General features: G+C 64.6%; 22 protein-coding genes. 13 read left to right on the top strand and 9 right to left on the bottom strand.

The window, feature by feature from the left end; all coding sequences use genetic code 11:
• Window positions 1-72 precede the first annotated feature (72 nt).
• The 6 genes from CSC62_RS08870 to gltS all read left to right on the top strand — a co-directional run bounded on the left by CSC62_RS08870 (window position 73) and on the right by gltS (window position 6,825).
• Entirely contained in the window at window positions 73-1,188 is a 1,116-nt protein-coding gene (locus tag CSC62_RS08870) for an alkene reductase (RefSeq protein ID WP_162405819.1), read from the top strand.
• Between the two features lie 18 nt (window positions 1,189-1,206).
• On the top strand, window positions 1,207-1,896 hold the full coding sequence (locus CSC62_RS08865) for a DsbA family oxidoreductase (RefSeq protein ID WP_162405818.1): 690 nt from the start codon (window positions 1,207-1,209) through the stop codon (window positions 1,894-1,896).
• 56 nt (window positions 1,897-1,952) lie between these two features.
• Complete coding sequence (locus CSC62_RS08860; protein WP_162405817.1) at window positions 1,953-2,381, top strand: organic hydroperoxide resistance protein; 429 nt, start codon at window positions 1,953-1,955, stop codon at window positions 2,379-2,381.
• A gap of 144 nt (window positions 2,382-2,525) precedes the next feature.
• Window positions 2,526-3,563, top strand: coding sequence for an Lnb N-terminal periplasmic domain-containing protein (locus CSC62_RS08855; RefSeq protein WP_162405837.1), 1,038 nt, complete (start codon window positions 2,526-2,528; stop codon window positions 3,561-3,563).
• An 8-nt stretch (window positions 3,564-3,571) separates the two neighbouring features.
• Window positions 3,572-5,599, top strand: coding sequence for an esterase/lipase family protein (locus CSC62_RS08850; protein WP_162405816.1), 2,028 nt, complete (start codon window positions 3,572-3,574; stop codon window positions 5,597-5,599).
• Window positions 5,596-6,825, top strand: coding sequence for a sodium/glutamate symporter (gene gltS, locus CSC62_RS08845; RefSeq protein ID WP_162405815.1), 1,230 nt, complete (start codon window positions 5,596-5,598; stop codon window positions 6,823-6,825). The genes CSC62_RS08850 and gltS overlap by 4 nt, the downstream gene beginning before the upstream one ends.
• Window positions 6,826-6,861: 36 nt before the next feature.
• On the opposite strand, the gene leuD is transcribed toward gltS, so the two are convergent.
• The 6 genes from leuD to CSC62_RS08815 form a co-directional block, all read right to left on the bottom strand.
• Window positions 6,862-7,479, bottom strand: coding sequence for a 3-isopropylmalate dehydratase small subunit (gene leuD, locus CSC62_RS08840; RefSeq protein WP_162405814.1), 618 nt, complete (start codon window positions 7,477-7,479; stop codon window positions 6,862-6,864).
• Window positions 7,476-8,942 (bottom strand): 3-isopropylmalate dehydratase large subunit, encoded by a 1,467-nt coding sequence (gene leuC, locus CSC62_RS08835; protein WP_162405813.1) that lies wholly within the window; start codon window positions 8,940-8,942, stop codon window positions 7,476-7,478. Before leuC ends, leuD begins: the two co-directional genes overlap by 4 nt.
• Window positions 8,943-8,945: 3 nt before the next feature.
• Window positions 8,946-10,133, bottom strand: coding sequence for an acetyl-CoA C-acyltransferase family protein (locus tag CSC62_RS08830; protein WP_162405812.1), 1,188 nt, complete (start codon window positions 10,131-10,133; stop codon window positions 8,946-8,948).
• A 187-nt stretch (window positions 10,134-10,320) separates the two neighbouring features.
• Window positions 10,321-11,622, bottom strand: coding sequence for a dihydrolipoyllysine-residue acetyltransferase (locus CSC62_RS08825; protein ID WP_162405811.1), 1,302 nt, complete (start codon window positions 11,620-11,622; stop codon window positions 10,321-10,323).
• 62 nt (window positions 11,623-11,684) lie between these two features.
• Entirely contained in the window at window positions 11,685-14,375 is a 2,691-nt protein-coding gene (mdeB, locus tag CSC62_RS08820) for an alpha-ketoglutarate dehydrogenase (RefSeq protein ID WP_162405810.1), read from the bottom strand.
• A 91-nt stretch (window positions 14,376-14,466) separates the two neighbouring features.
• Window positions 14,467-14,769: an antibiotic biosynthesis monooxygenase gene (locus CSC62_RS08815; protein WP_162405809.1), complete on the bottom strand. Its 303-nt coding sequence runs from the start codon at window positions 14,767-14,769 to the stop codon at window positions 14,467-14,469.
• Between the two features lie 227 nt (window positions 14,770-14,996).
• Here CSC62_RS08815 and CSC62_RS08810 point away from each other — a divergent pair, with 227 nt between their 5' ends.
• From CSC62_RS08810 to CSC62_RS08795, 4 genes are all read left to right on the top strand, one after another.
• Entirely contained in the window at window positions 14,997-16,268 is a 1,272-nt protein-coding gene (locus CSC62_RS08810) for an alpha/beta fold hydrolase (protein WP_246194303.1), read from the top strand.
• Between the two features lie 107 nt (window positions 16,269-16,375).
• Window positions 16,376-16,975 (top strand): VOC family protein, encoded by a 600-nt coding sequence (locus tag CSC62_RS08805; protein WP_162405808.1) that lies wholly within the window; start codon window positions 16,376-16,378, stop codon window positions 16,973-16,975.
• Entirely contained in the window at window positions 16,972-17,226 is a 255-nt protein-coding gene (locus CSC62_RS08800; protein WP_162405807.1) for a hypothetical protein, read from the top strand. Before CSC62_RS08805 ends, CSC62_RS08800 begins: the two co-directional genes overlap by 4 nt.
• A gap of 4 nt (window positions 17,227-17,230) precedes the next feature.
• Window positions 17,231-18,409, top strand: a complete 1,179-nt coding sequence (locus CSC62_RS08795) for an FAD-dependent monooxygenase (protein WP_162405806.1) — start codon at window positions 17,231-17,233, stop codon at window positions 18,407-18,409.
• 27 nt (window positions 18,410-18,436) lie between these two features.
• Here the strand turns inward: CSC62_RS08795 and CSC62_RS08790 are convergent, their stop codons facing one another.
• The 3 genes from CSC62_RS08790 to CSC62_RS08780 form a co-directional block, all read right to left on the bottom strand.
• Window positions 18,437-19,357, bottom strand: a complete 921-nt coding sequence (locus CSC62_RS08790; RefSeq protein ID WP_211368958.1) for a TetR/AcrR family transcriptional regulator — start codon at window positions 19,355-19,357, stop codon at window positions 18,437-18,439.
• Between the two features lie 217 nt (window positions 19,358-19,574).
• A complete protein-coding gene (locus CSC62_RS08785) occupies window positions 19,575-20,504 on the bottom strand; it encodes a hydroxymethylglutaryl-CoA lyase (protein WP_162405805.1) in 930 nt (309 codons plus the stop codon).
• A 15-nt stretch (window positions 20,505-20,519) separates the two neighbouring features.
• Entirely contained in the window at window positions 20,520-21,734 is a 1,215-nt protein-coding gene (locus CSC62_RS08780) for a CaiB/BaiF CoA transferase family protein (RefSeq protein ID WP_162405804.1), read from the bottom strand.
• A gap of 545 nt (window positions 21,735-22,279) precedes the next feature.
• Here CSC62_RS08780 and CSC62_RS08775 point away from each other — a divergent pair.
• The 3 genes from CSC62_RS08775 to CSC62_RS08765 are packed head-to-tail and all read left to right on the top strand — an operon-like array spanning window position 22,280 to window position 24,213.
• Window positions 22,280-22,774, top strand: coding sequence for an acyl-CoA thioesterase (locus tag CSC62_RS08775; RefSeq protein ID WP_281353296.1), 495 nt, complete (start codon window positions 22,280-22,282; stop codon window positions 22,772-22,774).
• Window positions 22,775-22,782: 8 nt separating this feature from the next.
• Entirely contained in the window at window positions 22,783-23,157 is a 375-nt protein-coding gene (locus CSC62_RS08770; RefSeq protein ID WP_162405802.1) for a nuclear transport factor 2 family protein, read from the top strand.
• 15 nt (window positions 23,158-23,172) lie between these two features.
• Window positions 23,173-24,213, top strand: a complete 1,041-nt coding sequence (locus CSC62_RS08765) for a 2Fe-2S iron-sulfur cluster-binding protein (RefSeq protein WP_162405801.1) — start codon at window positions 23,173-23,175, stop codon at window positions 24,211-24,213.
• The last annotated feature ends 22 nt before the right edge of the window (window positions 24,214-24,235 follow it).

The following is a 24,235-nucleotide window of genomic DNA, read 5'->3' as shown; positions in this document are numbered from 1 at the left end:
TCTAATGTAGACCAAGTTGCATCCGGCGGCCACGCATTGCAGGCCAATCCCTTTTCCCTTGGAAGTTTCCGTATGGCCAGCGTTGACGTGGGCGCCCTTTTCACTCCCTGCAGATTGGGGGAGATTGAACTCAAGAACCGGTTGATCATGGCGCCCATGACGCGCAGCCGCGCGCTGGGGGACGGCAAGGTCCCCAACCCGCTCGCAGCGATCTATTACGCGCAGCGTGCGTCGGCAGGACTCATCATCGCGGAGGCCACCCAGGTCAGTCCGCAGGGCGTCGGCTACGTCCGCACGCCGGGCATCCACTCGGCCGAGCAAGTGGCGGGCTGGCGGCAGGTCACCGATGCAGTCCACGCCGCCGGAGGTGTGATCTTCGCGCAGCTGTGGCACGTGGGACGCGTGTCGCATCCAGAGTTCCACGCCGGCGAGTTGCCGGTGGCGCCGTCTGCCCTGAAGGCGGAGGGTCAGGTGTTCACTTCGCACGGGATGACGCCCTTGGGCGTGCCCCGCGCGCTGGAGACCGACGAGATCAGCGGCGTCGTCGATCAGTTCCGCCAGGCGGCGCGCCATGCCCGCGATGCCGGCTTCGACGGCGTCGAGCTCCATGGCGGTTATGGCTACCTGCTGGACCAGTTCCTGCAGGACAGCGCCAACCAGCGCACCGATCGCTATGGCGGCAGCATCGAGAACCGCGTGCGGTTCCCGCTGGAAGTGACGGCAGCCGCCATCGAGGTGTTCGGCGCGCAGCGCGTGGGGTATCGCGTCAGTCCCAATGCGTCCCTGCACGCGATGTCGGACAGCAATGCCGCCGAAACCTTTTCGTGGCTGGCCGTGGAGCTGGGCCGCCTGCGGCTTGCCTACCTGCACGTGCTCGAACCCATCGCCGGCCCGCTGGCTCTACCCGAAGGCACCGAGCGGTTGACGCCGCTGCTGCGCACGGCCTTCCATGGCCCGTTGATCGTCAACGGGGGCTACGACGCGGCGTCCGGCGCGCGCGCGGTGGCGTCTGGCGACGCCGATCTGGTCGCCTACGGCGTTCCCTTCCTCGCCAACCCCGACCTGCCGGCGCGATTCAGGCAGGGAGCGCCGCTGAACGAGCCCGACTATGCGACGTTCTACATGACCGGGCGGGGAGATGCAGGTGGCTACACCGACTATCCGTCGCTGGCAGACGGCGGCAATTGAGTAGTGGGGACTGGAACCTTGAACAGGATCATCATTGAAATCTGGTCGGACCTTGTCTGTCCCTGGTGTTGGATCGGCAAGCGCAAGCTGGAACAGGCGCTGACGACGTTCGAACACGCGGACCGTGTGCAGGTGGAACATCGCGCTTTCCGCCTGATGCCGGGCTTGGGGGCGCAACCGTCCAGGACGATGCTGCTGGCCCGCCTGGGCTCACCACAGCGGGCCGACGAAATGCTGGCGCACGTGGAGGCTGAGGCGGCGAAGGTTGGGCTTGCGTACCGTCTTGCCGACACCTGGATCGGCGATACCGTCGACCTGCACCGACTGGTGAAGCTGGCGGCCTCCCGGGGTGTGGGTGATGCGGCCATCGAGCGTTTCTACCGGGCGGGCTTCACCGACAATGAGGCCGTGTTCGAACCGGCCACCCAAGTGCGCCTGATGCGCGAAGTGGGTCTGGAGCGCAACGAGATCGACACAGTGCTGACGACCGACGCGTACGCGGCCGAGGTCGAGCAGGACCAGCAGGCCCTGCTGGCGCGCGGTCAGCAGGGCGTGCCCTTCTTCCTGATCAACGGGCGCCAGGCGGTCTCCGGAGGACAGCCGCTGGCGGTGTTCCTGCAGGCCTTGCAAGGCGCCTGGGCATCGCAGGGGCCGGCAACGGCGGACGTGGCGGTGTGCTCGCCTGCCGGCTGCGACGTGACGCCCTGACAACGCGGCGCGCGCGCTTCGACCCCACCGAACCCTCACCCGACAAGGAAAACCCGATGAATCCCCTTTACTCGACCCGCATTACCGCCATCGGCGGACGCAGTGGCAGCGTGCGCAGCGACGACGGCCTCCTCGAACTCCCGTTGGCCCTGCCGAAGGCGCTGGGCGGCGCGGGCGCGGCGACCAATCCCGAACAGTTGTTTGCTGCAGGATATGCGGCGTGCTTCGGCAACGCGGTGATCCATGGCACCCGCGGGCAGCAGAAGAAGATCCGCGATGATGAGGTAGAGGTCGCCGCCACGGTCGGGCTGGTGCCCGACGCCAACGGCGGCTTTGCGCTGACCGTGGCGATGGAGGTGACGCTCGCCGGCGTCGACCAGGCCGAGGCCGAGGCGATCGTGGCCGCCGCGCACCGGATCTGTCCTTACTCGAATGCGATCAAGGGCAACATCGACGTTGCTTTCTCGGTACGGATCCGTCCTTGAAGCCGCCCGCGTCAACAGGTTCCAGGAACGTCGTTTGCTCGTGCGTGACTCAATGGTTGCCCCACATCCGTCGTCATTGAATGCTTGCGTGCCACCCTTGTGCGTGCAGGGCATCGACCGTGCACGGAGAAGCGAGTGAACGCGATGGATGGGAGGGTGGTCAAGCGCCTGATCAAGGGAGTCGGCATCGGCGCTCTGGCGCTGCTGGCGTGCCTGACGGCTCTGTGGGGCGCGGGCATGATCTGGTTCAACGCGCCTGTCGGGTGGCGGTGGCCGCTCATGGTGGGCTGGGGCCTGCTCGTCACGGCGGCCGGCATGTCCCGGCGCTTGCGCGGCGGACGCCGAGTCAGGATCGTGGCGACGGTCGCTGTGCTCGGATTGTTCGGGTGGTTCCATGCGATGTCGCCGTCGCATGACCGCGCCTGGGCGGATGACGTCGGCCGGCTGCTGGAGGCGCAGGTCGATGGCGATCGCCTGCAGCTGCGCAATGTGCGGAACTTCGACTGGCGCAATGACGGCGACTACACCGTCCACTGGGAAGACAGGACGTACGACCTGGACGAACTGGTGTCGGGTGACCTGGTCCTGTCGTACTGGATGGGGCCGGCCATTGCCCACACCCTGGTGTCCTTCGGCTTCGCCGACGGCCGCCACCTGGTGTTCTCGCTGGAGATCCGCAAGGAGCGGCACGAGTCGTTCTCTGCGCTCGCCGGCCTGTTCCGGCAGTACGAAGCGGTGCTGGTGGCGGCCGACGAGAACGACATCGTCCGCGTGCGCGCCAACGCGCGGGGAGAAGACGTGCATCTCTACCGACTGTCGCTTCCGTCGGCTGAACTGCGCACCATGCTGCTGGGCTACGTGCGCGAAGCCGAGCAGATCCGCACCCGGCCACGCTTCTACCATACGCTGACCAGCAACTGCACGAGCATCGTGTTCGATCTGGCCAGGAAGATCGAGCCGGGACTTCCCTTCGACTATCGCCTGCTGTTGTCGGGATATCTTGCGCGCTATGTGCAGGAGCGTGGCGGCCTTGCCGAGGGCCACGATTACGCCGAACTGGAACAGAAGGGCGACATCACCGCGCGCTCGCGCGCCTTTACGGGGCCGCCGGGCGACTATTCCGCCTGGATCCGCACCGGCGTCCCAGGCGGCGACGTTTACTTGAAGCACGACCATCCATGAGAGTTTCCATGTCCACGATCCTTGTCCGTCATCTTGTCGTCGTGCTGCTGCTCTGCGCGACCTCCGGTTGTTCCATCGTTAGGGAGTTTCGCCCGTCGGTGGTGATCGATCCGATGACGCCCGGCGAGTACATCGCGCAACAGCGAGGCGATATCCTGACCACGCAAGGACTCAGTGCGACCACGACGCAGACCCTGCGGGTTGCCGGCCTGGATCCGCACGGCTGCCTGGCCGCCGCCAGTGACTGCATCGCGGACATCGACGCCATCGCGGAGCTGACCGACGAGCAACGCCTGTCCGCACAATCCGAAATGTGGCTGCACCTGGCGATGGTGCGGGCACAGGAGCACGCCAAGGCGCAAGGGAAGGGTGGTGTAACGGGCGAGACAGACACCTTCAGTCCATGGATTGAGGCTGCACGGCACGCCTACGCGTACCTGTTCTTCACCTCGCGGGGCCCGGGGGAGCGTGCGTTCGAGGATCGGCAGACCCAGGTGCGCAGTTGGTACAACTATGCGGTGGAGCAGGCGGTCATCCAGATGTTCGAGTCCTCGCTCGAGCCGGTATCGCAAGACGCAGTGATAGCCGGCGCCGGCCATGCCATCCAGCGCGGCGACTGGCGGCTGCGACTCGAACTGGACGAGGTGCGCCTTCCCGAAGGCGTAGATATGCCACGGGAGCTAGTGCCTGCCGCCGCCTTGGCATTCCACGGTTTCCAGAGTACCTATCGACGCGATGGCTTGGGTGCCGAACTTGTCGCCGTGATGGAGGACGACCCGGTCAGCGTGCAAGTCGAACCGGAAGAAGCGATCGTCAAACTGGACCGACGTTCATTGCGTGCGCCAGCATGGAGCGAGATGCCGTCGCCCAATCTGACCGTCCTGTTCCACTTCGAGGGTGCCGATCTGGCGACTGTTCTGAAGACCAGGGATATCCGCGTCCAGGCCCACGATCCGTTGCGCGACAACGAAGTGAACCTGCGTGGCCAGCGAGTGCCATTGGCGGCCAACTTTACCGCCGGTTATGGCCTGTGGTTGGCGCGCTCGGGATTCAGCCAGCAGTCGTTGCGTACGCTGTTTGGTCGAGAGCGTGGCATTGATCGCCCGCATTTGTACCTGATGCAGCCGTTCGACCCTGATCGCCGGATCATCCTGATGGTGCACGGACTGGCCAGCAGTCCGGAAGCCTGGGTCAACGTCGCCAACGAGATCATGGGCGACGAACAACTGCGGCGGGAGTTCCAGATCTGGCAGGTCTACTACCCCACCAACCTGCCGGTCGCCATGAACCATGCCGCCATCCGTCGCGTGGTGGAGGATGCGTTGAAGCACTACGACCCGGAGCGCACACAGGTCGCTTCGCGGGACATGGTGATGGTCGGGCACAGCATGGGCGGCTTCATCACCCGGCTGATGGTGTCCTCCGCCGAACAGGAACTCTGGGGCTGGATCCGCGAGGAAGACAGGATCCCGGCGGATCGCCTGGAACGCATGCGTCCCCGGTTGGATCCGATGCTGCGGTTCAAGCCGTTCCCTGGCGTCGAGCGGGCCATTTTCATTGCGACGCCGCACAAGGGGACGGCCGTGGCTGGCCATCGTCTTGGCAGGTGGGTGTCGGGACTGGTACGGATGCCACTGACGTTGCTCGAGAGTTTCGGCGACGTTCTGCAGAATGGCCCGGATCAGGATCGTGCGCCCAAGGGTGCTGCGCGCGCGCCCAACAGCATCGACAACCTGGATGAACATGATGGATTCGTGCGGGCGGCGGCGACCTTGCCCATCTCGCCCGACGTGTCTTACCACTCCATCATTGCGCAGGCGGACCCGGCGGTCGCGCTGCAGGACTCCGATGATGGCCTGGTGCCTTATCGCAGCTCGCATCTTGCGGGCGCGCTGTCAGAGAAGGTCGTGATCTCCGGGCACAGCGTGCAGGAGACTGCACAAGCGATCCTGGAAATCCGCCGGATCCTGCACCAGGACCTGGACGAAACCGAGGCGCGACAGGAGCGCCAGAGTGGCCAGGACGTGCCCCGGTGACAGCGGTGGGCGCGGTGCGTGAACTCCCCTTGGATGCGTTCGTCAGTTTCACCCTCGCCATCCTGCTGCTGTTCGTCGGCAAGGGGTTGGCGGCCCGGATCGGGCCGTTGCGCCGGTACGGCATTCCCGAGGCCGTGGTGGGCGGCGTGCTGTGTGCTGTCGTGATCTGCCTGCTGTACTACGTGGCGGACGTGTACGTGCAGTTGCATCTCGATGCGCGCGACATGCTTCTACTGTATTTCTTCGCTGCGCTGGGCCTGAACTCCAACGTGCGCATGCTGTTCAGTGGTGGCCGTGCCCTGGTCGTGCTGCTGGCCTTGGCGGCGGGGTTCATCGTGATGCAAAACGGAGTGGGGATGCTGTTGGCCACCGTGTTTGGCATGGACCCGCGCGCTGGCTTGATGGTGGGGTCGATCTCGCTGACCGGGGGCGTGGGTACCACGCTGGCCTGGGCGCCGCATTTCAGCGATGTGCTCGGCATCACGGCCGCGGCAGAACTGGGAATGGCGGCCAATATGGTCGGGTTGGTAGCAGCGTGCGTGATCGGTGGCCCGATCGCCGGCTGGCTGATCCGTCGCCATCCGGTGATGCCATCGGCCGATGCCGAGCTTGAAGTCGGCACGCTGTACGGCGATGACTCGCGCGCGCAGCTCGACTATTACGGCGTGCTGCTGGCGCTGTTCTGGCTCAACGTCGTGCTGCTGCTGGGGCAGGGCGTCAGCACGCTGATCGCGATGAGCGGCCTGAACCTGCCGGCCTTCGTGGGCTGCCTGCTCGCGGGCATCGTCCTGCGCTCAGTGGGTGACCTGGTGATGCCGCGCGGCGGCAGGCTCTGGCGCTACGACGAGATGAAGCCCGGGCTGGCCCTGCTGTCCGACATCTGCCTGGGGCTGTTCCTGACCATGGCGCTGATGGGTTTGAAGCTGTGGGAACTGCAGCCGATCCTGGGGTTCATTACCGTCACCATGGCCGTGCAGATCGCACTGGTGGTGGCGTTCACGGTGCTGGTGGTGTTCCGCGCGATGGGCCGCGACTATGAAGCGGCGGTGATGTGTTCCGCCTTTGGCGGGATCACGCTGGGTTCGACCGCGACGGCGGTCGCCAACATGAGCGCGGTGACGCGCGAGTACGGCGCCGCGCCACGCGCCTTCATCGTCGTCCCGCTGGTGTGCGGCTTCTTCATCGACCTGGTCAACGCAGTGATTGTCGGGATGCTGGCGAACTGAAGGGGAAGCGTCGATACCCCGTCGACCGGACGGGCGTCAGCCATCCAGCCCGGCTTGCGTGATCGCCCGCACGCCGACTTGCCGACTGTCCATGGCATGTTCGTAGGCAGCGATGTCCGCTTCGCGCGTGAGTGATCGGGCGATATCGTCGACGCCTTGCAGGAGATCCTGTTTGCGCTGGGCGTCGATGACGAAAGGCAGGGCCAGTCCTGTCGTGGCTCGCACCGTCTGTTGCGCCAGGTCGACCGACAGCGTGGCCGTTGCCGGGTCCGTTGCCAGCGCCATCAGCCGGTCGATGTCGGTGTGCGGCAGCACGATGGGCAGGATGCCGTTCTTGCAGCAGTTGTTGTAGAAGATGTCGGCGATGCTGGGCGCGATCACGCAGCGGATGCCGAAATCGAGCAGTGCCCACGGCGCGTGCTCGCGGCTGGAGCCGCAGCCGAAGTTGTCCAGCGCGACCAGGATGCCGGCCTGGTCCCAGGGCGCGTGGTTGAGAATGAAGTCGGGCTCGCTGCGCAGGCTGTGGAACAGGCCTTTTCCCAACCCGGTACGGCTGATGGTCTTCAGGAACGGCGCGGGCAGGATCTTGTCGGTGTCGACATTGACCAGGGGCAGCGGCGCCGCCACAGCGTCAAGGCGCGTGAAAGGCATCATGGCAGGTAGTCCCTCGCATCGACGATCCGGCCGGCAATGGCGGCGGCGGCGGCCATCTGCGGCGACATGAGGTGCGTGCGTCCTCCCGGCCCCTGTCGGCCTTCGAAATTCCGGTTCGAGGTCGATGCACAACGCTGGCCGGGCGCGAGGCGATCGGGGTTCATGCCCAGACACATCGAGCAGCCGGCGTCGCGCCATTCGAAGCCGGCGTCCAGGAAAATGCGATGCAGTCCCTCCGCTTCGGCCTGCGCCTTGACCATGCCGGAGCCGGGCACCACCAGTGCGCGCACGCCCGCGGCGATGCGCCGCGGGCCAACGACGGCGGCGGCGGCGCGCAGGTCTTCGATGCGTCCATTGGTGCAGCTGCCGATGAACACCATGTCGATCGGCAGGCCGCGCAGCGGCGTGCCCGCTGCCAGCCCCATGTAGGCCAGCATGGCGTCCATCTGCTGCCGCCGGGCGGGGTCGCTGACGTGTGCCGGGTCGGGGACATGGCCGTCGATGCCGGTGACGGCTTCCGGACTGGTGCCCCAGGTCACCATCGGCGCGATGGAGGCGGCGTCGATGTGCACGGTCTTGTCGTAGGACGCGCCGGGATCGGTGTGCAAGGTCTCCCAGTGGAGTCGTGCACGGGTGAAGTCCTCGCCCGCCGGTGCCCACGGCCGGCCCTGCAGCCAGCGATAGGTCTTTTCGTCCGGCGCGATCAGACCGGCGCGCGCGCCCGCCTCGATGGACATGTTGCAGACCGTCATGCGCCCGGCCATGTCGAGGTCGCGGATGGCAGGGCCGGCGTATTCGATCACGTGGCCGGTGGCGCCGGCCGTGCCGACCCGGCCAATGATGTGCAGGATGAGGTCCTTGGCGGTGACGCCCGCGCGCAGTTGACCGCTGACCTGGACCAGCATGGCGCGTGCCGGCTGCTGGATCAGCGTCTGCGTGGCGAGCACGTGTTCGGCTTCCGAGGTGCCGATGCCGAACGCCAGTGCGCCGAATGCACCATGCGTTGACGTGTGGCTGTCGCCACAGACGATGGTGGTGCCGGGCAGGGTCAGGCCCAGTTCCGGGCCGATGATGTGCACGATGCCTTGTCGTCGGCTCAGCAACGGCACATAGGGAATATCGAAGTCGGCTGCGTTGCGTTCCAGCGTTTCGACCTGCAGGCGGCTTTCCGGGTCCGCGATGGCGGCCACGCCACCCGCGCGATGGTCGGTGGGCACGTTGTGGTCGGCAACGGCGATCGTGCGATCCGGCCGGCGCACGCGGCGACCGGCCAGGCGCAGTCCGTCGAACGCCTGCGGACTGGTGACTTCGTTGACCAGATGGCGGTCGATGTACAACAGGACCGCGCCGTCATGCAGATCCGCGGCAACGTGCGCATCCCAGATCTTGCGGAACAGGGTACGCGGCGCGGAGGACGCTCCTGGCACGGCATCGGCACGCGTGGTGGTGGATGGCGTCGTCATGTTTCAGGCGCGTTCGAAGATTGCGGCGATCCCTTGGCCGCCCCCGATGCACAGCGTGACCAGCGCGTAGCGGCCACCGCTGCGGTGCAGCTCGTGGATGGCCTTGGTCGCGATGATGGCACCGGTGGCGCCAACCGGATGGCCGAGTGAAATGCCGGAGCCGTTCGGATTGACCCGTTCGGGATCCAGTCCCAGTTCCTGGATCACCGCCGCCGCCTGGGCGGCGAAGGCTTCGTTGGCCTCGATCACGTCCAGGTCCTGCAGTCGCAGCCCGGTGCGCTCCAGCACCTTGCGCGTGGCAGGGACCGGGCCGATGCCCATGTAGTCCGGATCGACGCCGGCATGGGCGTAGCCGACCAGGCGCGCCAGCGGCGCGAGTCCCAGCTCCTTGATTGCATTGCCATTGGCCAGGACCACCGCCGAGGCGCCGTCGTTGAGACCCGAGGCATTGCCGGCGGTCACCGTGCCGCCGTCATTCTTGAACACCGGCTTCATGCCCGCCAGTTGCTCCGCCGTGACCTGCGGTCTGACGTGTTCGTCGGTATCGAAGATCACCGCACCCTTCCGGGCAGGGATCTCCAACGGCACGATCTGCGATGCGAAGCGTCCTTCCGCGATGGCGCGCGCGGCGCGGTGCTGGCTTTGCAGCGCCAGCGCGTCCTGGGCCTCACGGCTGATGCCGTAGCGCGCGGCGACGTTTTCGGCAGTCACGCCCATGTGGGTGTGTTTCCACGGGTCGTGCAGGATCGTGTTCATGTAGTCCAGCAGTGGCGTGTCGCCCAGGCGCGCGCCCCAGCGGGCCGTCGGCAACAGGTAGGGACCGCGGCTCATCGATTCGGCGCCGCCCCCGATGGCCACGTCGGCATCCCCGAGCAGGATCGACTGCGCCGCCGATACGATGGCCTGCAGGCCCGATCCGCAGAGCCGATTGACGTTGAAGGCAGGTACTTCTTGCGGGATACCGGCGTCGATCGTGGCGATCCTGCTCAGGTAGGCATCGGACGGCTCGGTCGGGATCACGTTGCCGAACACCACATGGCCGATGCGATCGGCAGGCACGCCGCTCTGGGCCAGCGCCGCCGACACTACGTGGGTGGCGAGGCGATGCAAGGGGATGTCCTTCAGCGTGCCGCCGTAGCTTCCGATGGCGGTGCGGACGGCGGCGGCAACGAAGATCTCGGGTTGGCTCATGGGGCGTGTTCCTGACGGGAAGGGGTTTTTCCGGCCGTGCGGACCGGGAGACGTGGGAACGGCGACGCGGCCATAGCCGCCGGTGCGCGTGTGGTTCGTCGTAGCAGCCACCGCATGGCGGCGAGGTCATCCCCGTGCTGGCCTGCGGCGTTGCCGGGGAGGGTCATGAAGCGCGTTTGCGACGCCGTCACAGCGTCAATCGCCGGAAGTCCGCCAGCAGCGCCGCGAGGTGGGCGTTGAAGCGACCCGCCGCCGCACCATCGACCGCACGATGGTCCCAGCTCAGGCTCATCGGCAGGATCAGGCGGGGCTGGAATGCCGCGCCATCCCAGCGGGGCTGCACGCGACTCTTGCCGACGCCCAGGATGGCGACTTCGGGCGCATTGATGATCGGGGTGAACTCGGTGCCGCCGATGCCGCCGAGCGAACTGATGCTGAAACAGCCGCCGCTCATGTCGACAGGACTCAGTTTGCCATCACGCGCCTTGGCGGCCAGTGCCGCCATCTCCGTGCTGATCGCCAGCAGGCCCTTGCGGTCGACGTCGCGGATGACCGGCACCACCAAGCCCTGTGGCGTATCGGCCGCGAAGCCGATATGCACGTAGCGCTTCAGCACGATCTGGTCGCCGTCGAGGCTGGCGTTGAACGCGGGGAACCGCAGCAGGGTGGCGGCGGCGGCTTTCATGAGGAACGCCAGCAGGGTGATCTTGCTGCCCGTGCTGGCATGCTCTTCATTCAGGCGCACCCGCAAGGCTTCGAGGTCGGTGACATCGGCCTCTTCGTGGTTGGTCACATGCGGGATGCTGAGCCAATTGCGATGCAGGTTGGCACCGGAGAGTTTCTTGATGCGCGTGAGCGGCTGGGATTCGACCGGGCCGAATTTCGCGAAATCCACGGTGGGCCAGGCCAGCAAGCCGGGCAGCGGCGTGTTGTGCGCCGACGCTTGCGTCGTGGTTGTCGCGCGTTGGGCGAGGGCATGCTTGGCGAAGCGGAGAACGTCTTCGCGCATGATGCGTTGGCGTGGGCCGGTGCCGGCGACCTGATCCATCGGCACGCCGAGTTCACGCGCCAACTGGCGAATGGTGGGCGAGGCGTAGGGGAGTCGACCGGTTGCGGCCGGCGTGATTGTCGGTGCAGATGAGGCGGTACTAGACGGCTTCGATGGTGCGAGGGAGATGGGTGCTTCGCGAGGCGTGGGCGAGGCCGATGTCGTGGAGGCGGGACGGGCGCTTCCAGCATCCATCCCGACGTCGATGTCCAGAACGGCAATCACGCTGCCCCGGCTGACCTTGTCGCCTGTTGCGACCTTGATCCCGGCCAGCCTTCCATCCCTGGGAGCAGGGACTTCAAGCGTCGCCTTGTCGCCTTCCAGCACCAGTAGCGGTTGGCCGGCATCGATGCGCTCGCCGACCGCGACCAGGATTTCGATCACGGCCACGTCGGCGGCGTCGCCGATATCGGGAACCAGCACGTCCATGAGCGTCCCCATGCCTCAGTGTCCTGTGGCGCGCGCGCGCGCGGCAACCCGATGCGCCCCACGGCCCGCCTTCGTCAGCATGTCCAGGGCGCCGGGCTGTCGGTGGCGATACCGTAACGCGCGATGGCATCGGCGCAGGTCTTCGCGTCGACCCTTCCCTGTTCGCGCAAGGTAGTCAGCGTGGCGAGCACGATGTGGTGGCGATCTACCTCGAAGAACTCCCGCAGAGCGACGCGCGTATCGCTGCGGCCAAATCCGTCGGTGCCCAGGGAAACGAAGGGCGCACGCACGCCGGCGGCCATCAGCTGTGGCCACGCGCGTACGTAGTCGCTGGCAGCCACGATGGGGGCTTCGCCGGGCAGGCAATGCTGGACATGGCTCTGGCGTGGCGCTTCCTGTGGATGCAGGCGATTCCAGCGTTCGGTCTCGCGCGCATCGCGGGCCAGTTCGCTGAAACTGGTGGCGCTCCAGACCTCGGCTTCGACCTGCCAATCCTGTGCCAGCAGCGCGGCCGCCGCGATCACCTCGCGCAGGATCGCGCCCGATCCGACCAGGCGCACGTCGCCGCCCTTGCCATGGACGCTATGGCGATACAGTCCCTTGATGACGTCGTCTTCCACGCCTGCCGGCAGCGAGTCCTGCGCATAGTTTTCGTTCATCAGGGCGACGTAGTAGAAGACGTCCTCCTGCGCTTCCATCATCTGGCGCATGCCGCGGTCGACGATCACGGCGAGCTCGCCGGCGAAGCAGGGGTCGTAGGCGCGGCAGTTGGGGACGAGTGCCGCCTGCACCAGGCTGCTGCCGTCCTGATGTTGCAGGCCCTCACCGCCCAGCGTGGTGCGCCCGGCGGTGGCGCCGAGCAGGAAGCCGCGTGCACGTTGGTCGGCACCGGCCCAGATCAAGTCGCCGATGCGCTGGAAGCCGAACATGGAATAGAAGATGTAGAACGGCAGCATCGCCAGGCCATGCACCGAGTAGCTGGTGGCGGCCGCCACCCAACTGCTGATCGCGCCCGCTTCGCTGATGCCTTCCTCCAGGATCTGGCCATCGGTCGCTTCGCGATAGCTGAGCAGCGAGCCGATATCCTCGGGCTCGTAGTGCTGGCCGGAAAAGGAATAGATGCCGATCTGCTTGAAGAGATTGGCCATGCCGAAGGTGCGCGCTTCATCGGCGACGATCGGCACGATGCGGGATCCCAGCGATGCATCCTTGAGCAGGCCGGTGAGCATGCGCACGAAGGCCATCGTCGTGCTCATTTCCTTCCCATCCGCCTCGATGGCGAACTTCCCGTATTTTTCCAGCGGAGGCACCGGCACCACATCGGCCTGGCTGCGACGCGCCGGGACATAGCCGCCCAGTGCGCGACGGCGTGCATGCAGGTACTGCATCTCCGGGCTGTCGTCGGCCGGCTTGAGGAACTCAAGCCCCGCTGCCTGCTCGTCGTTGAGCGGAAGATTGAAACGATTTCGGAACGCAAGCAGGTCCTCGCGTTCCAGTTTCTTCTGCTGGTGCGTGGTCATCCGGCCTTCGCCGGCGTCTCCCATGCCATAGCCCTTCTTCGTCTGGGCCAGTATCACCACCGGCTGCCCGCTCGTGCGTGCTGCTTCGTGGTAGGCGGCGTGGATCTTGACCAGGTCGTGGCCGCCACGCTTGAGCCGATCGATCTGTTCGTCGGTCATTCCCTGGACCAGCGCCGCCAACTCGGGGTTCTGGTTGAAGAAGTGCTCGCGGTTGTAACGTCCGTCCTTGGCGGCGAACGTCTGGAACTGGCCATCGACGGTCTGGGCGAACGCGCGTGCCAGCGCACCGTTACGGTCCCGCGCGAACAGGCCGTCCCAATCCGAGCCCCAGACCAGCTTGATCACGCGCCAGCCGGCGCCGGTGAAGAGCGCTTCCAGCTCATCGATGATGCGTCCGTTGCCGCGCACCGGTCCGTCGAGGCGCTGCAGGTTGCAGTTGATCACCCAGATCAGGTTGTCCAGCTTCTCGCGCGCAGCCAGGGTCAGCGCGCTCATGCTCTCGGGCTCATCCATCTCGCCGTCGCCGAACACGCCCCAGACCTTGCGCGCGGACGTATCCAGCAAGCCCCGATGTTGCAGGTAGCGCATGAAGCGGGCCTGGTAGATGGAACTGATGGGCCCGATACCCATGGATCCGGTCGGGAACTGCCAGAAATCGGGAATCAGCCACGGGTGTGGATAGCTGCACAGGCCGCGGACGCCGCGCTTGCCCGCGGTGATTTCCTGCCGGAAGTGTGCGAGGTCCTCGGCATCGAGGCGGCCTTCCAGGAACGCACGCGCATAGATGCCGGGCGCGGAGTGGGGCTGGTAGAACACCAGGTCGCTGCCGGACGTGTCGCCGCCGCCGCGGAAGAAATGGTTGAAGCCCACTTCGAACAGGTCCGCCGCGCTGGCGTAGCTGGCGATATGCCCACCCAGTTCGCCATAGGCCTTGTTGGCACGCACGACCATCGCCAATGCGTTCCATCGCATCAGCGACGCTAGGTGCTCTTCGACGGCGAGGTCACCCGGGAATGCCGCCTGATGGCTGGCTGGCAGCGTATTGACGTACGGCGTTCCCCGGGCCGGCTGCCAGCCAATCGCCGGATCGCGTCCCATGCCGTCGAGAAGATCGAGGATCTGGTGAACGCGCTCGGACGGGTTGGCCTGTTGCAGGGCATGCAGGGCGTCGCGCCACTCTGCGGTTTCTTGCGGATCCGGATCGATGGCGATTGCGGTGCTTGAATGTGCTGAAGACGGTGACATGGGCGTTGGGTCGTCGGTGGCAGGCGCGGGCGGCATGGCGTACCGGCAGCGCGGGGCAGGAAAGAGGCACTCCTGCGGGTATCGGAAACGGTCAGCTGGGCAAGAGCGGAAGCTCTTCAACGAAAATGTTTTCGAGCTTGGGTGGCCCGCCCGGGCTGCGCTCTTCACTCAATCGTGCGTTCTCGCTCAGCTTGATACCGACATAGGCACGAGCGTTCTCAAGCGAGTCCCAGTCGAAGATCACGATGACCTCGTCCGGGTCGGCAAGGTTGCGGAAGCGGCGCGCGCCGCGACAGCCGGCCGCGGCCCGTGCCGACGCGCCCTCTTCGAAGCGTGCCTTCCATGCATCGTAGTCACCTGCGTCCAGCTTTCTGCGGCTGATCATGATGGCCATTGCGTACTCCTCTCACCTCGTGGTGTGGACTTTGTGGCGATGCAGCAACGCATCGCGGCGACGAGGCGAGACTTCGCCCGGCGGCGCATACTTCCGCACATATTGACATGGATGTAAATATAGGCGCTAAATGAAAGCCGTGAAGCATGCCGCCCTGCGCGGTGCGCCTGTGGGCGGGTCCCGAGACATCGCCCTCACGAGTACATCGCAACTGAGGAGTGGCAGGAATGGCGTCAGCAGCAGGCAACACGGAGCGAGTCGAATCCCGTCCCACCGCCGGTCTCCGGGGCGCCTCGTGGGACCCGTCGCTGGTGCCGGACGGACTGAACACCCGTGTCTTCCCGGTGCCGACGGCGGATGGTGCCCAGATCGTCGGATACCTGCACGCCCGTGGCGGCGAGCGCAACGTCGTGATGATCATGCACCCGCGAGAATTGCTGGTAACGCACTACCTGGTGCCCCATCTGGTGGCTGCCGGTTACGCCTGCTGGGTGCAGGGACCGAGAACGGTGGGCAACGATCTGCGTCTCGAGCATGAGGTCGCTCTGCTCGATGTGGCGGCGGGGGTGTCGCAATTGCGCGCGCTGGACTTCGACAAGGTCGTGTTGCTGGGCAACTCCGGCGGCGCACCCCTGTTTGCGTTCTACAACCAGCAGGCACTGCTCGAGCCTGCGCAGCGCCTGCGCAATACACCCGGTGGCCGACCGGTGGGGTTGGCGTCTGCTGCCATGCCGGCACCGGATGGTTTCGTTTTCATCGCCCCGCACGCGGGCCAAGGGGCGTTGCTGATGAACAGCATCGACCCGTCGGTTTGTGATGAGTCGGACCCGTTTCGCATCGATCCGGAACTGGATCCGTTCAATGAGGAGAATGGATTCAGGCCGCGTCCGGCAAGCTCAAGCTATCCCGCCGCCTTCGTCCAGCGCTACCGCGCCGCGCAGCACCTGCGTGTGGAGAAGATTGACGCGTTGGCCAAGGCTTTGCTGGCGGAGCGGCAAGCGGCGCGCGCGCGCGCAAAGTCGGGACAAGGCGGGCGCGAGGACGTGATGCAGGGTGCTTTCAACGCGATTTTCCAGGTGTGGAGAACGGATGCCGACCTCCGTGCATTCGATCTGACGCTGGACCCTTCCAGCCGCCGTTGGGGTACCGTCTGGGGGAGCGATCCCGTTGCGTCCAACCTTGGCGCGGTCGGCTTCGGTCGCGTGTGCACGCCGGAGAGCTGGCTTTCTACGTGGTCCGGCCTGTCCTCGAACGCCTCGTTCGAGCGCTGCGGCGCGAGCATCGAGCAGCCGGTCCTGATGCTGTACTACACCGGCGACAACACGGTATTTCCCAGCGACGCCGACGCGATCCATGCCGCCATCGCGGCGGCAGACAAGACGCGCCTGGATATCAAGGGAAACCACCACGGCCACGTCCTCGATGCTGGCGACGCCCTTCCCCAAGGGATCGCGGGTACGGCGGTCACAACCTGGCTGCAAGAACGGTTTGGCCGATAGCGCACGGACGGTGGCCGGCGCGCGCCTGGTCGCCCGACTTGCATACGCATGCGTTCGGCAGTAGCATCGTCTTTATATTAATACCCATGTAAATAAAGGAGTGGGTCATGACGCCGGCACTAAGGCTGAACGGAGTCCATCACACTGCACGCCCGACCTGGAAGCTGGAAGAGACCTTCCGCTTCTATGGCGAGGTGATGGGGCTTCCCTTGATTCACTGCGTTTCCGCGCGAGGATGGGGTCCGGAAGACCATCCGGACTTCCTGCACTTCTTCTTCGATAGCGGCAACGGAAGCACGATCGCCTTCTTCTTCTACTTGGGGACGGAGCAGCCCGAGCATCTGGTCCATCGCCCCCACTATGACAGTGACGCCAGCCATACCGCGTGGCGCGTGGAGACGCGCGAGGAACTGCAGGCATGGCGGAAGAGGCTCGAGGATCTTGGCGTGGAGATCATGTACCAGATCGAGCACGAGATCGTGGAATCCATCTATTTCCGCGATCCGAACGGCTACTACATCGAGATAGGAACCCCCGTCAGAGACATCGTGCCGCTCGACCTGAGCGACGCTGAGGTGACCATGCGTGCTGCCATCGAGGCCGAGCGGGCACTCCGGCAGGAAGGGAAGCCTGGACTCGAGAAGATCGCATCGATCTACGTGGCGAAAGGACGGATGCTCAAGGCCGAGCTGGGAGATGACGCATGAGTGTCACTCTCTTCGTCCTGGATCTGGCCGAGTTCAGGCCCTTGGTGGATGCCGCGGCAAACGTCGCGAGCGTTACCGTGCGGCAGCCCGTCCGGGGGTACTGGCGGATACAGGCAGAGCGGCGGATATCGTTCTCGCGTAAGGAACTTAGGCTCAGGCGGCCCCTGTGGAATTCGGCCTTGGCCGGAGGATTCTGCGGGAAGCTCGTCGAATACACGGACGACGTCATGACGCTCGAGAGCGAGGGCTGAACAGGTGAAGCGAATTGCCATTGTGGGCGGAGGTCCTTCCGGACTCTTTCTGGCGATCCTCCTCAAGCGGAAGCTGCCTTCCGTACAAGTCGAGGTGTTCGAGCAGAATCGACAGGACGCGACGTTCGGCTTTGGAATCATCCTGAGTCAGACAGGTCTGAGGAGGATCGGCCTGGCCGATCGCGAAACTGCTGACGCAATCATTGCTGCGTCGTACTTGACGCGCAATCGCGTCTTCGCGCACCGCGGCAAATCGATCTACATCGAGGGGGGCGCCGATGGTTACGCCATTGCACGGCTGAAGCTGCTCGATGTGTTGCTGGATGTCTGTGTCAAGGCGGGTGTCCCGGTCACCTACGAGGCGAGGATCGAGAACCCGGACCAACTGGATGCGGACCTGGTGGTGGGAGCGGACGGTGTCAACTCGATTGTACGCCGTGCCTACGAGGGGCAGTTCGCCAGTTCCACCTGGACCTTGACCAACAGGCTGGCCTGGTACGGCACCACCAAGCACTTTCCGCAGCCGGTGCTGATCTTCAAGACGACCGAGTTCGGGAACTTCTGGACGGCCGCTTATCCGCATGCCGCGGACATGAGCACGTTCGTTGCCGAGTGCGACGCAGACGCATGGTGCCGTTCCGGCATGAACAAGATGACCGACATCGAGCGGCAGGCCTTCACCGAGCGGATCTTTGCCGATGAGCTGGAAGGCCACCCCCTGTTGAACAACAAGTCCAACTGGATGAGCCTGCCAGTGACGCGATGCGCGCAATGGTCTGTCGACCACCGCGTGCTCGTGGGGGACGCCTTGCACAGTCCGCATCCTTCCATTGGCTCAGGCACCTTGATTGCTATGGAGGACTCCATCGGGCTGGCAAATGCGATCGTGGCGAACCCGGCGAATGCACGCGAAGCGTGTGCCGAGTACCAAAGGGTCCACTCGCCTCATGCCGACAAGCTGGTACACGCGGCGGAGAAGAGCTTTGCCTGGTACGAGGACATCGGCCCGAAACTGGCGTCGCTCGATGCCGTGGACCTTGCGTTCGACTTCATGACGCGCACTGGGCGCGTGGACGAGCGGCGCCTGTGGGCGGAGTATCCCGCCTTCATGGAGTCCCACAAGGAGCGGTGGAGCGCTTGGGCTTCGGGGCAAGGCAGCGAGAGGGTTCTCGTCGCGACGTAGTCGGACCCTGCCGGCTGTGCGCGTCCGCTATCCGGCGGAGCGGCTACGCTTGCTCGGTGCTCCCTTCTTGCCCTCTGAAGTGTCAGGCAAGCAGCGCATCCTTTCCTGCGCAACGCCATCCAGGAACAGCTGCATACCGCTCGCGAATGCCTCGGCAGCGTTCAACGTGACCAGGCTTTCCTGGATGAAGTGGCAGTTAGGATGCTTGGTAGCATCCAGTTCGGACAGCTTCGCGCGAAGGAATGCGGCATGTTGCCCTGGCCAGCGCCGGGCCACGGTCGAGTATGAGTACGACTGGACGAACATCATCAACTGGTGCGCCAATGAGCCGGTACGGCCTGGATCCAGGCCGATCTGGCGTACTGTTCCGACGAACTTCTCCAGCACCAGCAGGCCGTAGTCTATCTCGCCGCCATCCACGTCTTGGACGAGTTGATAGCGATTGTGGGACGCCGCGTAAATCGAGATGCCGGGATAGCGCAGGTAAGCACGATAGATCGTCTCGAGCATCACCTCGAGATCGTGCCGCCACTCACCTGTGGTCTGCGGCCATTGTTCAACGACCTCGCGATAGAAGGCGTTCATGACGCCGGAGGTCAACATGTCGCGCCCGCCGCCGGCGAGATAGTAATGAATCAGTGCCGGCGTCACGCCAAGCTCGCGCGCAACACGAACAATGGAAAGTTCGGTGACGGAGACGGTCTTCGTCAAGCTGAAAGCAACGGCCAGGACCGCTTCGCGATTCAATGCGCTGGCGGCAGTGCCGGTCGGGCGACCCGGGCTTCTTCCCGACGTCCTGCGGGGCGTGGCTGCCTTCTTGGTGGCGGTGGAAGCGGGCGTGTTCGATTTCTTGGACTTCGACATGGCGTCAAGTAGCAACCGTCCGTTGGTGAAAGAGCGCGCCAGCAGGTCCTGATGCCAGGTTCTGAGTGCGGCGCGGCGCGGCATTCTACTCCGGCGCGGTGTCCGGCAGCCTGATCATCGTCGCAATTGACCTGTATGTAAATTGTCGACGGCGGGACCGCACTGCCCGATGGTCGCTCGTCCATGCAGGATGCCTGCGCGAATTCTTCGCGACGACGCATGCAGATCACTTGCGTCCGGTACGCGCCTTGGGGGGGGCGAGAGCGGGAGATAGGCAGCGTACCGCCCATTCGGGAGCATGCTACCTGGCGGCTTCCGGAAGTGCGTAACGGCGGTTCCACGGGCCTGCCTTGACGACCTGTCCGGGAACATCATGACCCACAAGGGCGGGAAGCATGCGGGAACATGCAAGCAAGGCCTCGAGATCCACGCCGGTATTGAGGCCCATGGCCTCGAACATGTGCACCAGATCCTCTGTACAGACATTGCCGCTAGCGCCGGGTGCGAACGGACAGCCGCCCAATCCGCCCAGGGACGCATCGAAGTGCACAACGCCGGCGCCAAGCGCAGCCAGTGCGTTGGCCAGTCCCATTCCACGGGTATCGTGGAAATGGGCGGTGAGTTGAATGCCTGGCCATCGCGCCACTGCAGCCGAGCACAACGCTTCCACTTGTTGCGGATTCGCCATGCCCGTCGTGTCGCAAAGCGTGACCCTACCGATGCCGATGTCCACAAAGCGTGAGATGAAATCCAGAACCCGCGATGGCGCGATTTCGCCATCGAATGGGCAGCCAAATGCCGTGGACAGGGACGCATTGATTTTGATGTGCGGGCTCGCGAGCTTTGCGATTTCTCCAAACTGCGCCAGAGAGGCCTCATTGTCCATCCGCAGGTTGGCAAGGTTGTGGCTGCGGCTGGCGGACATCACGAGATTGATTTCGTCAACGCCGCAGGTGAGCGCGCGCTCGCAGCCGCGGACGTTGGGAACCAGGGCGGTGTACTCGACGTCGGGATTGCGTTTGATGCCGCGCATCACCGCCTCGGCGTCCGCGAGGCTCGGTATGGCCTTCGGCGAAGTGAACGAGGTCACTTCGATCTTGCTGATACCGGTTGTGGAAAGCGCATTGATCAACGCGATCTTGTCTAGGGTCGGGACGAATGCGGGCTCGATCTGGAAGCCGTCCCTGACGGAGACTTCCTGGATGTAGAGCCGCTTGCGAGGGCTGTTCATGGCCGATCTTCCAAGTCATGCCACGCCGGCGGCGCGCAACTGCGCCAGCCGGGTAGCGGTAATGCCGAGCGTCCCAAGTACTTCCTGCGTATGCGCCCCCAAGTCTGGACCGACCCAGGTCGTCCGGCCCGGCGTGGCGCTGAGCTTGGGTACGATGCCGGGAAGATCGACAGGCGTCCCATCGGGCAGGTGGTGTGGCTCGATCATCTCCCGCGCGCGATAGTGCGGGTCGCTGGCGATGTCGGCGGCCGTGTAGACCTTGCCGCAGGGTACGCCGACCGGTTCCAGCGCCTGCAGCACCTCCGACTGGGTGCGCGCCGCTGTCCAGTCCCCGATCGCGCGATCGAGGTCATCGTTGCGGCTCACGCGCCCGTCGTTCTGTGCCAGCTGTGGATCGTCGGCCAGATCGCTGCGTCCGATTGCGGCCATGAGTCGCTTGAAAATGCTGTCGCCGTTGCCGGCAATCGCGACGTAGCCGCCATCACGGCAGGCATAGGTGTTGGAGGGTGATATGCCGGGCAGGCTGGCGCCAGAGCGCCCACGGATGTGCCCAAACGCGGCGTACTCAGGCACCAGGCTCTCCATGACTGAGAAGACGCTCTCATAGAGGGCCATGTCGACCATCTGGCCCTTGCCTTCCCCGCTCTTGACATGATGCATCGCGATGAGCGCGCCGATGGTGCCGTACAGCGAAGCGAGCGTATCGCCCAAGCTCACGCCCGTGCGCACTGGCGGCAGATCTGGGAATCCGGTCACGTGGCGCAGGCCGCCCATGCATTCGGCGATCGCCGCAAACCCTGGCCGCTGATGGTAGGGGCCGTTCTGTCCGTAGCCCGAGACCCGCAGCATCACCAGGCGGGGATTGACGGCAGACAGTTGCTCCCAGCCCAATCCCCACTTCTCAAGCGTGCCCGGACGAAAATTCTCGATCACGATATCGGCGCCGGCGACCAACTCGCGCACGATTTGCTGGCCTTCCTCATGCTTGAGGTCGAGGGTCACGGATTTCTTGTTGCGGCTCTGCGACCGCCACCACAGGGACGTTCCGTCGGTATGCAGCTTGCGCCATTTTCGCAGCGGATCACCTCCTTCCGGGGGCTCGATCTTGATCACCTCCGCGCCGAATTGCGCAAGGATCGCGCTGGCGTAGGGGCCGGCGATCAAGGATCCCAGCTCGATCACGCGGATACCTGACAGCGGCATGGGAGTGTTATTGGGCTCGCTTTCCATCGTGATGTTCCTTCAATGCCGGGCAAGAAGCACCGCTGTACGTCGCGTGGACACTGCCCGCCTTGGGCGCCGGGCCTTCCTTCGAGCGTCGAGTCCTGGACTTCCGTTGGGGGCGCTCTGCTTCAACCTCCCGCCTTGGGGGCGGGTAGCGCTCGATAATATCCAAATATTAACACCCCAATCAATACGTGGATGAGGTTGTGTCATCCAGGCATTTCTGCCAGATCGATTGACCGCGGCGGCAATGGAGCGCGATGACTGCCCGTTCGCGCATCTACGCCGCACCAGAAGTTCTAGGGGTTCATTCGGCACGAATGCTGGCCTGCGTGCCATTGCCGCTTGGAGTCCGCGGCTGTGCCAGCCTCGAGTCGCGGGAGGAGTTGGAAGGGACGGCGTGCTGCACTGCAAAATGACAGCGTAATTTTATCACGGGTATAAATTAATCGCCGATCCGGAGTTTTTTGCCGGCGGCGCATTCAGCGGCGGGTGAAGCCAACGCGACTTGGCCGGAGACGGACGTGCCGGCGGACGATTGAGGGGGTGCAATGGATGAGGGTCGACAGGCTGCACTGCCGCCAGGATATCGAAGGCGCATACGTTGGGGTGAGTGTGATCCCGCCGGCGTGGTATACACCCCGCGCTTCGGCGACTACGTCATCGACGCCTATCACGACTTCCTTGGGCAGCTTCTGGGGCTCCCGCTGCAACAGGCGCTGATCTCCCATGACCTGGGAACGCCTGCCAAAGAGTTGCGCATCCTGTTCGAACGATCGCTTTGGCCCGACCAGGAGATCGTTCTACATGTGCGGGTCAGGGACGTCCGCAGGCGCAGCTTCGACATCGCGGTCGACGCCTTCGACGAAGCGGGACAGGGCGTGTTCTCTGCAAAGCTCGGGCTGGTGTGTGTTCATCATGATGTAAGGAAATCTAGGGAAATTCCCCCGCCAGTGCGGAAGCTGCTTTGCGAGCATCGTGAGCGGTATCCGGTGCCGGCGGATGCACCTGATGATGTTGGCGTAACGCGAGGAGTGAAGTCTTGACGAGCCCCATGTACAACGACACGGTGCTGACGGCCGATGATAGGCGCTATCGGGCGATGATCGACGTGAATCTGGCGGAGCTGGATCGCGTTCTCTCCGACGATCTCGTCTACATGCATTCGTCCGGTAGCGTCGACAGTAAGGCCTCGCTGATCGAGGGGCTCGAGCGTAGGAAGTTCACGTTCCTCTCAGCGGAGACATCGGGCACTACCGTGCGACTGTATGGCGACATCGCGGTGCTGCACGGGAAGGTCAAGCTCCAGGTGCAGGCCGGCGGCAGGGAGCATCGTGTACAGAGTGGCTTTACCACGGTCTGGAACCTAGAGGGTGCCGAGTGGCGCCTCGTGCATTGGCAATCGACCCCCTTGCCCGCTACTGATTGAGGATCGGCCAGGAACATGAGCTACAACGTAAAACTGATCCCCAGCGGGAAGACATTCGAAGTCGAGCCAGGAGAGAAAATCCTGCGCGCCGCGCTGGGCAAGGGCTTGAGTCTGCCCTATGGCTGCCTGATGGGCACCTGCAGTACCTGCATGGGCGTCATCAAAGAGGGCGATTTCGACTTTGGAAACGCAAACCCTCATTACCTGACCGACGCGCATCGCGCGGGACGCATGGCGATGTTGTGCCAGGCGACAGCATGCAGCGATCTCGAAATCGAGATCGAGGAGCTGCCGCCGCTGCCGCAGCCAGGATCGTCGGTGGCGATAGTCAAGAAGCTCGATCGCGTGGCCGATGACGTGATAGTGATGAATCTTCGGCTTCCGCTCCACCAGACCCTGATCTTCTTGCCTGGACAGTACGTCGATATAGTGCTTCCCGGCGGTGAGCGCCGGAGCTATTCGATAGCGAACGCCTCCGCACTGCCGATGGGGGTACTTGACCTGCAGCTCCACGTGCGTCATTTGGCCGGCGGTCTTTTCACCGACAGGCTGTTCGCCGGGGACGTGAAGCAGCGAGACAAGATCAGCCTTGAGGGGCCGCTGGGTACCTTTTTCCTGCGCGACTCGGACAAGCCGATCATCATGGTGGCCAGCGGTACGGGATACGCGCCGATCCGTTCGATGTTGCTCGACATGTTTGCGCGGAAGAATCCGCGCCAGTGCACGCTCTACTGGGGCGGCCGAAGCCGGAAGGACATCTATGCCATGGATGAGGTGGCTGGATGGGCCGAGGAATACTCTTGCTTCCGCTTTGTGCCGGTACTGTCGGAACCTCTGCCTGATGATGCCTGGTCAGGGCGCACCGGCTTCGTGCACGCCGCTGTGATGCAGGATCATCCTGATCTGTCAGGGCACCAGGTCTACGCCTGTGGCGCCCCGGTGATGGTGTCCTCGGCGCGGACCGACTTTGCAAGCAACTGTGGCTTGCAGGAGGCCGAGTTCTTTGCAGACTCCTTTGTTTCCAGTGCCGATGGCGGCATTTCGAAAGACCTATAAGGTGCCACCCACCGCGCGCCGT

This window comes from Pseudoxanthomonas jiangsuensis (assembly GCF_010093185.1).
In the GTDB taxonomy this organism is placed as follows: domain Bacteria; phylum Pseudomonadota; class Gammaproteobacteria; order Xanthomonadales; family Xanthomonadaceae; genus Pseudoxanthomonas; species Pseudoxanthomonas jiangsuensis.
The sequence above is the reverse complement of the archived record's forward strand: the minus strand, read 5'-3'. Positions and strand labels throughout refer to the sequence as shown.